This is a genomic window from Sphingobacterium sp. 40-24, assembly GCF_001899705.1.
Classification (GTDB): Bacteria; Bacteroidota; Bacteroidia; order Sphingobacteriales; family Sphingobacteriaceae; genus Sphingobacterium; species Sphingobacterium multivorum.
In genome coordinates, this window is the sequence record NZ_MKWH01000028.1 from 1 (window position 1) to 13680 (window position 13680).

The following is a 13680-nucleotide window of genomic DNA, read 5'->3' on the forward strand; positions in this document are numbered from 1 at the left end:
GTAATTCATAATTTGAGCACTGAAAGTTGGACTATTGATTCTTATTTTTCCATCTTTAAATAAAAAAGACAAGGTGTAATCGACATCATAGTAAGCAATAGCGGATGTTTTAAGTCCTCTGTGTTTGTAAGCCGCTAAAGTGATCGCTTGCCCAGGAACCAAAGTCAGGCCTTCTTTGGGGTTGGAATATAAGCTATTGATCGATTTTAATACATTATCGTAAAGTTCTTGCTGTTTAGCGCCAGGAACTTCAACTACGGTATAATCTAGATTCTCTTTAGAAACGAAACCTGTTGGAGCTAGGGTGAAATATTGTGAAAATGCTAAATTTGTGAACAGAAGCAAAAATATTCCAGTAATTATGTAATTTTTCATATTAAATTGTTTTGAAGGAAAGTAACTCAACCAACTTTACAAAATAAGTCGTTAGTCGCATTAATTTTTTGCAATGTACTTCTTTGTGTAGGAAAATCCAAAGCGAGCGGGTTAGAGAATTGAAATTTGTATATCAAATGCGTTGAGTTTTCAATAAGATAAGTCGATCGGAAAACTATAATATAGATGCAATCATATTTCACTACATTTTATAAAATTTTAATAGATAACAATATCAAAAGCCATACTGTTTTGCCTAAAAAATATTTGAGAAAAGCCAAAACTGCCTCCCTTAACGATTAACAAGAGAGACTTTTTATTTCCCCTTTTCTGCTTGACCAGCACGATCCAATCATCTTGTACGCTTTCTGTACCCACCAATAATAGCGCATCGTCTATTGACAATAAATCGTCCTCCCAAAGTGGAGTTGTACAGGTTCGAGCGAGCAGTTGCTCCAGATTTCCTTTCATGGGTTTATAGGCATGCGCATGCTTATGGAGGACTCGATATGGCTGATGCATGTGCTCCGGCGGATGATGTAGGGGAAATATCGCAGCAAAGACCATTTGATCGAAATTGAGGATAAGTTCTTTTCCAACTGTAAGGCGAAGTGCTACGACGAAAAGATTAGCCGTGAGATCTGGCGGCAGATGGAAAGCTTTGCCGGTTATTCGTTTAACAAGGCGCATTCAGCATCTTTTGCCGTATGGCGAACGTTTTATTATTGAAGTGCAGCGCACGGCGCAGGATAATTTGAAAAAGCGCATGCTTTACTACAGTAGTAAATTGATAGCGGATCAGGCACCCAAAGGCAACCGAAGGGCTTGGAATTATGGAATTAGTGAAGTTTATATCATTGTACTGATGGATGGATTTGCAATGCCTGATGCGGGGGATGAGAAGTATTTTCTACACGATATTTGTTTATGTTATCGAGATCATGGTAAAATATTTTATGACGATCTAGGCTTTATATATGTGGAATTGGTTAACTTTGTTAAAGCTGAGGCAGAGTTAGTTAATGATTTAGATCGTTGGCTTTATGTACTCAAAAATATGTCTTCGCTAAATGGACTTTCCACTTATTTGCGTAAGCCTATTTTTGAGAAGTTATTTCAGTTAGCAGAGTATAGCAAACTAAAACCGGAGGAACGAGAGATGTACAACGTAAGTTTAAGGAATAAATGGGATGCCGAGAGTATCCGAAGTAGTCAGGAGGAGCGATTGAAACGAGCGCGCGAAAAAGCAATGGCTGAGGGAAAAGCAGAAGGAAAAGCTGAAGGAGAAGTTATCGGAAAAGCCGAAGGAAAGGCGGAAGTAATAAAAAATCTTTTGTCTTCGAATAAGTTTTCGATATCGGAGATAGCCGAATTAGCGAACGTCACTGTAGAATTTGTAAATGAGGTCCAGGCTGAGATAGCTAAATACGGCCATGGTTGATAGTCTACGCTTGTCCTACAAAGGGCAAGTCACTAAGGATGCCAAGCGGACACCACTGGTTGCAGAACCTTGGACAGGACACTCCTAGCAACTCGAAGAATTTAGGAAAGACGGACAATTAATAGTAGACCTATTTCGGCAGGGTAGCAGTTCCCGAAAGTATGGTCTCAAAATTATCTTCACTTATGAGGTTCCAACTAGCCCAATCTTTATACCATCGGAGTTCATAGGAAATACTGGTGCCATTTTTTTTCAGAATAAGTTTATGCTCACCAGGTTCATCCATAAAAACAACTGATTTGTCAACTTTAGTTCTTAATTCAATGGCAGATTGTGCCAATTCCTTCAACGAATCGTGAAAAAAGGAAATGTTGAGTGTGACAGTCTTTTCTATATTGCCAATTTCAAGAGCAGCCTAGTCTCCAGTATTAAAGGTGAAAACTGATTTCATTGTTTTTAGCGATTTCCTCTACAATTTAAAAAGAATATATTATATCCGTGGGATTTTGTATTTCAAACCTCACACTTTTCGGTATCTCCCACATACCGCCTACATACACCTCATCGAAGCTGATCGTTGGCAGATCGGTATTGTATTGGCGTGTTCTATTATTGCACAGGTTACTTGCAAATAAAGTTGATGATTTTTCATTGTTAGATAGAATACATATATGGTTTCCTCGTCAACAATATATTAGCTGTTTTCAGCTTTGTGTTAACTTTTTGTTATAGAATATTTAAAAAATTAACATAAACCTTTTTTTATTTAAAGATTTATTACACAAAAGTGTAGGATTGAATATTTCATTTCATTGAAAGAAAATTATAATTAAATTTGTGAATCAAGTTTCTGTATGTAATAGTGGTTTTTAGTATTTTTTTTAAAATATGTTCTTCCTTTTCAATAGAATGCTTGATAGAAGAAAACGTATTCAAATAATAGCAAGCTGACTTGCTTGATTTTTAATTTTAAAATTAATGATAAAGATCATATCGAATAAGGTTATTGTAAATACCAGAATTGCTGCGGCATGTTTTATAGTTTTAGGATCAGCATCTTGCAGTAAAAGTCCAATGCCAGTTAAGCCACCTATCGTCGATAGTACAGGTAAGAAGATAGACTATAGTGTTTATGATTTTGAAAGAATGGCAGCGCTTAGTAATCGTTGGATATCCGATACATTATGGAATGAAAAAAAGAACGAAATTATCGGATTTAGGCTTAAGAAGGCAGCAGATTATGCTTTTTCGTATGATTCTGAAAATTATTTAAAACAACCTTATTTTAATGTATTTGTTTCCTTAAACGATTTTCCAGAATTTAATTTGACCCAGTATCAATCGCAGTCTGCCTCCTATATTCCTTATGTGCGATTTAATCGTTATAATTCAAATCCCGTCGCGTATCAAAAAATTGCGAGCAGACAGGATCTAGATCAATTTATAAAAGATAAGTTTGTTGACAAGGGCCCGGTAAATTACTATGGCCATCAGGATTATATTTATCATTTTAAGCAATTTGAGAATCTACGTCTTGTTTTTAGCGGAGATGTGGATATAAAATCGAAGTTCGCCATCCCTGATTCACGTTATAATAGGATGGAAAATACGGGCTGGCTATACTATAGTTATAAACCGACATTTAATATCAAATCACATGCAGAGGAAAAAGATTTCAAGAAACTATTCCCTACGGCGAATTTAACTGGAGGCAACATTGTCAGGGTAGCAGAAATAGAATATGGAAAAAGTGCTTATATGGTCGTGGATGGCCCTGAAAAAATTAAGCCTATCATCTCTAAATTATCTTTAGACCCGCAGAGTTTAAGTGCTGACGATAAGAATCTTTTAAACAAACAACGAGCTTATTTTTACCTTATTGGCTATCAATCTTCGGATTTAGATCTGATACGAAATGCGCCTAGCACCGTAGAAAAAATAGATGCTTATCTAGCCTTGGCAATTCGCTCCCCAGAAACAAAGACTTACGAATATCCCCATATAGGAGTTCCCGCTTTATATAAATTAGAGTCATCCAATTTAAATGATGAAACTTTCAAAACCCTTCAGTTTACAAAAGAAATAAAATTTTAATACATAATATAAACTAAAATGAAAAGTAGTCAATTAAGTCTTGTACTCCTGGCCGGGGTATTGGGATTCTATTCCTGTAAAAAAGACAACTCGAGTCTAAAAAATGAAATCGGAAATAACGAGGATTCCCTGTTAAAAGTTTTCCAAAACACGAAGATCATCGAAAATCCAATTATTGACCTGACTAAGAAAGGAAATTCGAGCAGACTCCGGGCCGGAGGAATCATTAGAGACAGCGTCTGGCAAAATGGGCTTGGCAATACCTATTTTGTTGAGTCTGATAATATAACCATTTCATCAGAAACGGAGGATTATGCCTATCCAGGTGCAATATTCAATAGCAAAAATATCATTAGGTCCACCAGGTAAAGCATTAGTGCAAATATCAAGTATGTCGTTAATCCCTAAAATAATAAAATTGGTGCCCAAGATTGATAAACTTTTGGGGAGTAAAAGATCTTAATAATTTAAATTTAGCATTTTATTGATCACCTTCTCCAGATCGACGATGTCGAATGGTTTTTCCAGGTAGTCATCAGCTCCTGCCAGTTTAGCCAAGCTTTCTATATCTTTGTTCGCGGAAAGATAAATTACCGGTATTCTCTTGAATTCCTGATGGTTTTTGAGTAACTGAGTCGCTTCAATTCCTCCAATGGATGGTATCCAGTTATCCATTAAAATTAAGTCAGGCTTTGTCTCAGTAACCTTTTCTATCACGTCGTGGGAGGTAGAGGACACAGCTATTGAATATCCGAAGCTCTCCAATATCATAGAAATCATCTCCAGCAATTGTTTGTCATCGTCAAACAATAATATTTTCTTCTTTTCCATTCTTAAAATTTTTCGATCAGCGGAATAAGTTCGTCGATATCTATAGGTTTAGAAATATAACCATCTGCGCCAGCACTTAGGCATTTTTCCCGGTCACCGGACATGGCCTGAGCAGTAACCGCAATTATGGTAACATCGTTAAATATTTCGCTGGATCCCTTGATCTTGGCAATGCCTTCATATCCATCTATTTCAGGCATCATCATATCCATTAGCACGATATTGATATTTTTATGCTGATGGAGTATTTCAAGCCCTTCTGCTAAGGAAGCACTGCTTAGTACAGCATAACCTTTTGACTTAAGAACCAATTTTAGGGCAAAAATATTATAAGGTTCATCATCGATGATCAGAATCAATTTTTTATTGTCCATATTTTAATCAGTTGTATAACCATACACGTAATAATGAAAGCAATTGATCGGTGTCCACGGGCTTTGAAATATAATCAGAGGCCCCGGCTATGATACACCTTTCCCTGTCACCGATCATGTTTTTTGCTGTTATGGCAATTATCGGTATTTCACTATAATGGGGATTTTGACGAATCATTTTAATCGTTTCATACCCATCCATTTCGGGCATCACCATATCCATAAGAATAACAGAAATATCATCGTGTTCTTCAATTTTGTCTAGACCTTCCTTTCCGTCCATTGCAGAAACAACATTAATCTGATACCTTTCAAGCGCTTGAGAGAGATAATAAATAGTGCGTATATCGTCATCGACGATAAGAACTTTTTTATTTTGCAGTACTTCTCTGATGGTTCCTAAAGACGATTTTTTTGACCATTCTTCACCAGGATGGTTTCCTACTAAATGCAAAAACAGTCCAACTTCGTCCAGTATTCGCTGGTAGGAATTTGCCGTTTTGATGACAATCGAATCGGCATATTGCTTCAATTTTAGCTCTTCAGATTTCGAAAGATTCTTCCCTGTGAATACAATGATAGGTATATTTTCTAAACCGGGTTTTTGTCGTATCGAGTCTAATGTGTCATATCCCATATTGCCCGGAACGCCCATGTCCAGTATAACGCAATCTGCTTTATCAGAATAGAGACTGTCGACGCTTTCTGTAACGGTAGTCTTTATTTCAGAAATGATATCATAGCTTTCCAAAAAGTTAGCAAGTGCTGCTGCATGTTTTGAATTTTCCTCTACAATAAGCACCTTTTTCGGATTCCGGGCAAGTGCTTCCTCAATTTTTATAAACATCTGCGCCATTTGTTCCAGCGCAATAGGTTTATCCATAAAATCGATAGCCCCTTGGAGCAGACTTTCCCGTTTAACTTCAAAAGATGACATAACATGGACTGGAATCGGACGTGTAATTGGATTGTTTTTAATCTCTGCCATAACCTGCCACCCATCTTTTACAGGTAATTGAATATCCAATAAAATCGCCGTAGGCTTATACCTTATCGCTGCATCAGCTGCCTGGTCTCCACGCACGATGACTACCCCTTTATACTTTTGCTGCCGGGTATACCTAAGCAGCGCTTTAGCAAAATTAACATCATCTTCCACGATCAATATCACTTTATCGTCCTCTTTTATATCATTCCGGTCATCATCAACATCCGGCGGGATAATGTCAACGGTATGCGGATTACTGGACATTATGATGTCCTGTGTTTTTTCGATGTTTTCCGCAATGGACTGTATAAGCTCTCCCGTTGTCGTAACAGTATTTTCTTCCAGATTTTCGGGAATTAAAAGGGTAAAGGTACTTCCTTTTTTTTCCTGGCTACTTAAACGGATCTCTCCGCCCAACAGACGCGAGAGTTCACGGCTGATCGAAAGCCCAAGACCTGTCCCGCCAAATTTACGGCGTGTGGATCCGTCAGCCTGCTGAAAAGCTTCAAAAATGACGTCCTGTTTGTCCGGTGCAATTCCTATACCGGTGTCAGTTACGGCAAAAGCAATCTGTCCATCTTGTGCCTCGCTTGGGAAGACGGAAAGTGTGACTTGTCCCTCTTTCGTAAACTTGATGGCATTCGATAATAGATTCCGTAGGATCTGGTCCAGTCGCTGGCGGTCAGTACGTATTGTCTTTGGCAGGTTGTCTGCCAATTTTATTGTAAATGAGAGTGCTTTTTCCCTTATAATCGGAGAAAATAGATTGTCCAGGTCTTTTGTCAGATCCGAAATTGCAACCTGCTGATAATCGAGTTCCATTTTACCGGACTCAATTTTTGAAAGATCGAGAATTTCGTCGATAAGGGTCAATAGGTTTTTTCCCGATAATTGGATCACCTCGGCCGATTCAATCTGTTCGGTTGTCAGGTTCTTTTCGGGATTATCCGACATTAGGCGTGATAGAAGCAAAATTGAATTGAGCGGTGTACGCAGCTCATGTGACATATTTGCCAAAAATTCTGACTTATATTTCGTGCTCCGCGCCAGTTCTTCCGCTTTTTTCTGAATTTCCTGATTTCGGTCTGCTATCAGTATATTTTTTTCTTCTAGCATTGCAGAGCGTTGCTCCAGTTCTTTATTGGCTTGCAGCAGTTCTTCCTGTTGTACGCGTAGTTCTTCTTCGGACGTCTGGAGTTTTTGGGTATGGATTTCAAGATTTGCATTGAGATTTTCCAGCTCGGCATGCTGTGCCTGAAGTTCCTCTGTCTGCGATTGCGTTTCTTCAAGCAGCTGCTGTACTTTCAGCCGCGCCTGAGCTGCAACAATCGCTGCACCAATATGACGGCCCGCTTCTCTATAAAAGGGCATCTGGGGTTCCTTGAATTTCCTGAAAGAACCAAGTTCAATAACACCAATGCAGGTGTGACCATCAAAAATTGGAAGTAATAAGATCGAATGCAGGGGTAAATATCCTGCAGTAAAACTGACCACATTTTTCGAAGGATATGGATTTTCTATGATCCGTACTTTGCCGTCCACAAACGCCTGACCGACAGCGCCTTCTCCGGGTGCGATAAATTGCCGCATCGAATCTTCATGGCCGTAGGCTCCTATCAGTGCTAGCTGCGTATGCTCAAGGATATAAAGGGAGCCGTTGGCACATTCCCCATAAGTGACTAAGATTTGCAATGCATCGGAAACTAGATCTTCTTTCACTTTGTTGCCGACTAAAACTTCGTTTAGCAAGGCGAGCCCGGTCTGGCGCCATTCATTGTCGCTAAGTTCATCGAAAGATTGTTTTAACGAATCTGCCATATTGTTTAGTGAACCGGCTAAACTTCCTAGTTCATCATGCTCCTGGTCATTGATTTTAACCGAATAGTTTCCGGCAGCAATCTGTCCCGCAATACGTTGTGTTGCGACGAGTCTTTGGGTGATCTCCCTATCTTTTTTCTTAAGGTCTTGTTCGAGCTGTACCCGTTTCGCCAGGTCCCTTCTAAGCCTTATATAAGAAAATATGGTAATGAACAGCGAAAAAATCGCAGCGATGATCACAAAAAGTGAAGTCAATGTTGATGCCGTATTGAGCCTTCCGGACCTACTGTCGAGCAATTTCTCTTCATTGTCCACAAGTCTGGCGAGAAGCGCACGGCATCTGTCCATATATTTCTTGCCCTCCTCCATGTCCGCTAAGGTCACCGTACCCCGGGCCTTTTTTATGTTAACCAGTCCGGCCAGTTTATTCAATCGGGACTCGACCAGCTGGCCGATGCTATCTATTATTTTTTGCTGCGGGAGATTGTCCGATACCAGGTCACGGGCGGTGGCAATTGACTGAGGGAGGGAGCGGGAACTGCTATAATAGGGTTCCAGAAAATGTTCTCTTCCGGTGAGCAGAAACCCCCGCTGTCCAGTCTCGGCATTTTGCAGGTCGATCAAAATTCTGTTCGAGCGTGCAATGACACGTCTACTGTGATCAACCATTTGACTATTATGGATCTGATTACGGATACTTAGATATGATGCTGTCGAACTGGTCAATAACAGGGCCAGTGAAAATCCAAAGCCGATCTGCAGATCTCTTAAAAAACGTTTTGGCATTGCCTGGTTCAATTTAAAGGTAAAGAAAAATAAAAAGTAGATCCTCCTGTGGGGGCACTGCGTACACCGATAGTTCCATTGTGCTGCTTAATTATTTCAGCGCAGATATAAAGACCAATCCCCAGACCCTGAAAGTTTACGGACGATTCTTCCACACGGTAAAACTTATCAAACACGTGTTTTTGCCTGTTTTCCGGGATACCTATACCGCAATCGGTGACAAATACACTAACTGAGTCAGATTCATATTGTATGTCTACTGTTATACAGGGCCTATTGACTGAATATTTTATCGCATTACTGAGAAAATTGATCAAGACTTGCTCTATACGCCTCTTATCACCTTTTATCATGTGGTTGATAAGATTGGGATCGTAATGAAAATAAAAATCAACATCGGCATTCATCTGTCTCATTGAGGATATAGTCTCTTCAATCAGGTTTTCAATTACAAAATCCTCTTTTCTTAAATTTAGCTGGCCGCTATCAATTTTAGAAATATCGAGCAGGTCTTTTATCAGCTCCTGTAACTTATCTACATGTCCATCTAGGGTAAGGAGATGTTTTTGGATAGAAGAAATGTCGTTTAAGCCGATCAGGCGCATCATAAATTGCACATAACCCTTAATACTGGTCAGAGGTGTCTTTAGTTCGTGGCTGGCAATGCTCAAGAATTCGTCTTTCTTTTTTTCCAATTGTTTTCTGTGGTCAATGTCCGTCAGGGTTCCCACCCAAATTGGGCCCGATTCCTGCTCGCGTATCGGTGCTATGCGAAGAAGAAAATATTTGTAATTTTCTGCGCTAAGCTCTTTGATGCGGACTTCTTTTTCATAAACCGTTCTGTGTGACACAGCGTCAGTCCATAGCATTTTGATCTCCTCGTCATCGGGATGTGTGGGCGGAAAAGATTCAGCGGACCGAGCAAATCGGTACCATTGGGAATTGACAAATTTTATGTCCCCATCAAAATTTGCAGTGAAAGCCAGCTGCGGTAAGGATTCGAGTGTCAGGTGGAGCTGGTCAACCTGTTTTTCAAGGGCACGCTGGGCTTTTTTGCGTTCTTCGATTTCAGATAGAAGCTGTTCCTGCATTTTATTGAGAGCGACTGTCTTTTCATGGAGATCATAGAAAGTTTTGACTTTCAGATTCAGGATATCCGGATCGACAGGTTTAGTGACGTAATCATGACCACCGGAAGCATATCCCTGCGTAATGAATTTTTTGTCCTTGCTGACTGCCGATAGGAATATTATCGGGATATTTTTTGTTTTATTGAGGCCACGTAGGGTTGCTGCAACTTCAAATCCATCCATATCCGGCATCTGGACATCCAGAATAATGAGTACGTAGTCGGTTTTCAGGGATTTTTTTAGCGCTTCCTCACCAGAGAGGGCAGTATCCACTAAAAAATTTTTTGATTCTAAGAGCTTCTTTAACGAAAATATGTTTTCTTCTTGGTCATCTACAATTAAAATCATGGTTTCTGCATTTATGTTTAACGGTAGTTTGAGATTGTATAAGTAAATGTTAAATATACACAGTTTATTTGTATCAACGAATTCAACTCTGTCCTAAAGGGAAAATTTTTGATAAATTATAAAAGCCGGCAGCAAATATAGATTTAGCCGTTTATAAATTGGGGTAATATAGAAAATCGATACAAGTCTACCAAAACTAGCTTTGCCGTATTTTTGTTGATCATGTTTTCCTCATTAGTTCATATTTTGATTATTTATTCGACTCGGTTTTAAAACATTTTTGGAGGGCAAATGGTTGGGTAAGGATACTTAAAAATAAATGAACTATTGTAGCTTCAATAATGCATAGAAATAAACTCTAATTATCTGATATAGTATTTACTATCGTCTTAAAGCGTATGATTGATTTACAAAAAATATTTGCAGATGGGGTGGTCCCAGATCGAAAGTGCTGCAGTTAATTTTAAAGGGGGGATTACAGCTTACACGCTTGAAGAGAAAGTAGACCAAAGCACAGCAAAAATATGGAGAAAATATTTTGGTAACTTTTGAAGGAATACTTGCGAAGCTATTTTAGCGATTTGCGAAAAGGCCTAGCAGCATTAACCGAACGATAAACCGCGAGGAAAAATCATTTAATGTTTACAGCAAGCCTGCTCGTTTTTCGTGATTTTTCCTCGCAAATTTATCTTAGGGTTTCAAAACTACTTTAACGCAATCGTCTTCTTTCTCATTGAAGATTTTATAGCCATGCTCCGCTTCAGTAAGCGGAATGGTGTGGGTGATAATATCATCGAGAACTACTTTATTTTCGCTGACGAGGTTCACAAGCTTGTCAATATAGTTAAGAACAGGGGCTTGACCCTGCTTAATGGTGATACCTTTATCAAAAATCCTGAATAGTGGGAAATTATCGTATGGTGAACCATATACGCCCATGATCGATACTGTTCCCATTCGTCTGACCGCTTCAAAGCACATTTCCAATACTTTTATCGACCCTTTTTCAAAATTTATCGTTGCTTTTACTTTATCCATAAAATTTCGTTCGGGCTCAAAGCCTACTGCATCTACGCACACGTCGGCTCCTCTTCCGTTAGTCATTTCACGAATTGCCTGAATAACATCTACTTTATGTGGGTTTAGGATTTCAACGTTATTGACTGCTTTCGCTTTCTCCAATCGATAGTCCAGTGGGTCTATAGCGATAACTCGACCAGCACCATTAAGCCATGCTGCTTTTTGAGCCATCAGGCCGACAGGACCCGAACCAAAGATTGCAACAGTTTCACCGCCTTTCAGATTTGCCCAATCAATCGCAGACCATCCGGTAGGAAAAATGTCTGTTAAAAACAAAGCCTGTTCATCAGTCAGGTGTTCGGGAATAATCCGAGGACTGATATCGGCATAAGGAACGCGTACATATTCAGCCTGACCGCCAGAATATCCTCCGTAAAGATCAGTATAGCCAAAGAGTGCACCACCTTTTTGATCCATCAAATCCCCGTTGGGACCATAGTGTTTAAAGTTTGAATTCTCGCAGGCAGGAGATGCTTCATGCGTACAGAAAAAACATTTTCCGCAAGCGATCGGAAAGGGGACTACTACACGGTCGCCTTTTTTTAGATTGGTGATTTCTGAGCCCACTTCCTCTACGATGCCCATAAATTCGTGTCCCATGATCAGGTTTTCCTTCTGCGGGACTGCACCGCTTAGAATATGTAGATCGGAGCCACATATTGCGGTCGCGGTTACTTTTAGAATGACGTCTCTTGGGTCAAGTATAGCTGGGTCAGGTACATTATCGACCCTGATATCGCCGGGCTTATGGAATACTGCTGCTTTCATAATTTATATTTTAGAATGTGTGTACATTTAACCAATTATTAATCTGTGTTTTAAAGGAACACATCCAAAACAACTTTGGTTCAAAAAATAATAGCACACAACTATTCACATCTCAATGAAGGGTATTTTTCTCAAAAGATAACGTATATGCAACATCAATATGTGTCAAACCATTAGGTGTTCGGTGATGTTCACGGTGAAAGAATAATTCATTAAATGAAGGTGATGAAGATTAAATAGAATAGGTTGTATGGCGGAGTGATATTATTTTTTAACTTCACTAGAATCAATCTCTGTCGAAGAGTCTTCGAATTGCTCTATTGTTTTTTTGAGTTCTTTCCGCTCGCAACAATACTAAGGCTTATCAATAACAGCAATGATAAGGTAATTAGGTAAGGTCTTTTGCTTTAGCTCAAAGCAGCCGAAGCCCGTTGACATGTAACCAAGGCGGGCATCTAATAAGCATTACCTCCCTTAACGATTAATAAGGGAGGCTTTTTATTTCCCCCTTTTGTGCTTTACCAGCACGATCCAATCATCTTGCACGCGTTTCGTGCCTACCAATAATCGCGCATCGTCTATTGACAATAAATCGTCCTCCCAAAGTGGAGTTGTGCAGGTTCGAGCGAGCAGTTGCTCCAGATTTCCTTTCATGGGTTTATAGGCATGCGCACCGGATTTCCGCCATAAGTAAGTGAAGTTTAAGCCAATCCTTTACTATAAATTATATCGCTGACAATGAATGTGATAAAAATTAAATCATTTCTCGCTGTTGATTGTTTGCTAATAATATTAGTAATTTTGAATGCAGCAATTACCAAAAATCAAAGGCGACAATACAGGGCTTTTGATACAATTGAAAAAAACATGGAGAGGAGTATAGTACATTGTGATCTCGATACATTTTTTGTATCTGTAGAGCGTTTGCAGAACAGCAAGCTCATCGGAGTACCTGTGCTCATAGGAGGAAGTAGTGACCGTGGGGTAGTTGCATCTTGTTCCTATGAGGCCCGCAAGTTTGGGGTGCATTCTGCCATGCCAATGCGGTTGGCACTGCGCATGTGTCCAGAGGCGGTGGTCGTACGGGGCGATCACGACAGGTACAGTCATTATTCCGGTATCGTTACACAGATTATCGAAGAAGAAACACCCATCGTCGAAAAAGCCAGTATAGACGAACATTACCTTGATGTCTCCGGTATGGACCGCTTTTTTGGCTGTTGGAAATGGACACAGGAACTCCGCCAGCGTATTATCCGAGAGACTGGATTGCCCATTAGCTTTGGCCTGTCTGTCAACAAGACCGTCTCCAAGATTGCCACCGGTACGGCCAAACCCTGTGGTGAAAAGCAGGTGCAAAACGGTGCCGAAAAAGGTTTCCTCGCACCACTATCTATCCGCAAAATTCCCATGGTGGGCGAGAAGTCCTTTACCTTGCTCCGAAATATGGGGATTTCCAAAATCGGAACCCTACAGCAGATGGAGGTGTTTACCATGCAAAAGGTCCTCGGGGAAAACGGGATCAACATCTGGCGTAAAGCCAATGGGCTCGATGATTCCCTCGTACTTCCTTTTCGGGAGCAAAAGTCCATGTCCAAAGAAAATACCTTTCAGCAGGATACTATCGATATGGATGTACTCCGTCGC

General features: G+C 39.9%; 13 protein-coding genes. 5 read left to right on the forward strand and 8 right to left on the reverse strand.

Features of this window, described 5'->3' with window-relative positions; genetic code table 11:
* Both BGP15_RS10965 and BGP15_RS10970 read right to left on the reverse strand, forming a co-directional pair.
* Positions 1-375 (reverse strand): DUF4468 domain-containing protein (locus BGP15_RS10965; RefSeq protein ID WP_286769521.1); only part of this gene is annotated, 375 nt, incomplete at its 3' end.
* A gap of 219 nt (positions 376-594) precedes the next feature.
* Positions 595-1065 (reverse strand): hypothetical protein, encoded by a 471-nt coding sequence (locus BGP15_RS10970; RefSeq protein ID WP_286769522.1) that lies wholly within the window; start codon positions 1063-1065, stop codon positions 595-597.
* On the opposite strand from BGP15_RS10970, the gene BGP15_RS10975 reads away from it, so the two are divergent.
* Entirely contained in the window at positions 1037-1816 is a 780-nt protein-coding gene (locus BGP15_RS10975; protein ID WP_286769523.1) for an Rpn family recombination-promoting nuclease/putative transposase, read from the forward strand. The genes BGP15_RS10970 and BGP15_RS10975 overlap by 29 nt on opposite strands.
* Before the next feature lie 130 nt (positions 1817-1946).
* Here BGP15_RS10975 and BGP15_RS10980 read toward each other — a convergent pair whose 3' ends face one another.
* On the reverse strand, positions 1947-2102 hold the full coding sequence (locus tag BGP15_RS10980) for a hypothetical protein (RefSeq protein WP_286769524.1): 156 nt from the start codon (positions 2100-2102) through the stop codon (positions 1947-1949).
* A gap of 692 nt (positions 2103-2794) precedes the next feature.
* On the opposite strand from BGP15_RS10980, the gene BGP15_RS10985 reads away from it, so the two are divergent.
* Together BGP15_RS10985 and BGP15_RS10990 are read left to right on the forward strand one after the other, a co-directional pair.
* Entirely contained in the window at positions 2795-3910 is a 1116-nt protein-coding gene (locus BGP15_RS10985; RefSeq protein ID WP_286769525.1) for a hypothetical protein, read from the forward strand.
* 18 nt (positions 3911-3928) lie between these two features.
* Positions 3929-4279, forward strand: coding sequence for a hypothetical protein (locus BGP15_RS10990; protein ID WP_145331365.1), 351 nt, complete (start codon positions 3929-3931; stop codon positions 4277-4279).
* A gap of 90 nt (positions 4280-4369) precedes the next feature.
* On the opposite strand, the gene BGP15_RS10995 is transcribed toward BGP15_RS10990, so the two are convergent.
* The 4 genes from BGP15_RS10995 to BGP15_RS11010 are packed head-to-tail and all read right to left on the reverse strand — an operon-like array spanning position 4370 to position 10185.
* The gene (locus tag BGP15_RS10995) at positions 4370-4741 is read right to left on the reverse strand and encodes a response regulator (RefSeq protein ID WP_286769526.1); all 372 of its coding nucleotides are present in this window, start codon (positions 4739-4741) and stop codon (positions 4370-4372) included.
* A 2-nt stretch (positions 4742-4743) separates the two neighbouring features.
* Positions 4744-5115 carry a response regulator gene (locus BGP15_RS11000; protein ID WP_286769527.1) on the reverse strand — a complete coding sequence of 124 codons (372 nt, stop codon included), beginning with the start codon at positions 5113-5115 and terminating at the stop codon, positions 4744-4746.
* A 7-nt stretch (positions 5116-5122) separates the two neighbouring features.
* On the reverse strand, positions 5123-8707 hold the full coding sequence (locus BGP15_RS11005; RefSeq protein WP_286769528.1) for a response regulator: 3585 nt from the start codon (positions 8705-8707) through the stop codon (positions 5123-5125).
* 8 nt (positions 8708-8715) lie between these two features.
* Positions 8716-10185 (reverse strand): hybrid sensor histidine kinase/response regulator, encoded by a 1470-nt coding sequence (locus BGP15_RS11010; RefSeq protein ID WP_145331359.1) that lies wholly within the window; start codon positions 10183-10185, stop codon positions 8716-8718.
* A 426-nt stretch (positions 10186-10611) separates the two neighbouring features.
* Between BGP15_RS11010 and BGP15_RS11015 the strand changes: the two genes are divergently transcribed.
* On the forward strand, positions 10612-10737 hold the full coding sequence (locus tag BGP15_RS11015; RefSeq protein ID WP_280176864.1) for a hypothetical protein: 126 nt from the start codon (positions 10612-10614) through the stop codon (positions 10735-10737).
* Between the two features lie 138 nt (positions 10738-10875).
* On the opposite strand, the gene BGP15_RS11020 is transcribed toward BGP15_RS11015, so the two are convergent.
* Positions 10876-12033, reverse strand: a complete 1158-nt coding sequence (locus BGP15_RS11020; RefSeq protein WP_070568391.1) for a zinc-dependent alcohol dehydrogenase — start codon at positions 12031-12033, stop codon at positions 10876-10878.
* A gap of 867 nt (positions 12034-12900) precedes the next feature.
* On the opposite strand from BGP15_RS11020, the gene BGP15_RS11025 reads away from it, so the two are divergent.
* Positions 12901-13680: DNA polymerase Y family protein (locus tag BGP15_RS11025; protein WP_286769529.1), on the forward strand; the 780-nt coding region annotated here is incomplete at its 3' end.

Bases quoted from the DNA above. Each gene is read 5' to 3' on its own strand.
- BGP15_RS10985 (WP_286769525.1), top strand. From the start codon at position 2,795: ATGATAAAGATCATATCGAATAAGGTTATTGTAAATACCAGAATTGCT.
- BGP15_RS11010 (WP_145331359.1), bottom strand. From the start codon at position 10,185: ATGATTTTAATTGTAGATGACCAAGAAGAAAACATATTTTCGTTAAAG.
- BGP15_RS10995 (WP_286769526.1), bottom strand. From the start codon at position 4,741: ATGGAAAAGAAGAAAATATTATTGTTTGACGATGACAAACAATTGCTG.
- BGP15_RS10980 (WP_286769524.1), bottom strand. From the start codon at position 2,102: ATGGATGAACCTGGTGAGCATAAACTTATTCTGAAAAAAAATGGCACC.
- BGP15_RS10990 (WP_145331365.1), top strand. From the start codon at position 3,929: ATGAAAAGTAGTCAATTAAGTCTTGTACTCCTGGCCGGGGTATTGGGA.
- BGP15_RS11005 (WP_286769528.1), bottom strand. From the start codon at position 8,707: ATGCCAAAACGTTTTTTAAGAGATCTGCAGATCGGCTTTGGATTTTCA.
- BGP15_RS11015 (WP_280176864.1), top strand. From the start codon at position 10,612: ATGGGGTGGTCCCAGATCGAAAGTGCTGCAGTTAATTTTAAAGGGGGG.
- BGP15_RS11020 (WP_070568391.1), bottom strand. From the start codon at position 12,033: ATGAAAGCAGCAGTATTCCATAAGCCCGGCGATATCAGGGTCGATAAT.
- BGP15_RS10970 (WP_286769522.1), bottom strand. From the start codon at position 1,065: ATGCGCCTTGTTAAACGAATAACCGGCAAAGCTTTCCATCTGCCGCCA.
- BGP15_RS11000 (WP_286769527.1), bottom strand. From the start codon at position 5,115: ATGGACAATAAAAAATTGATTCTGATCATCGATGATGAACCTTATAAT.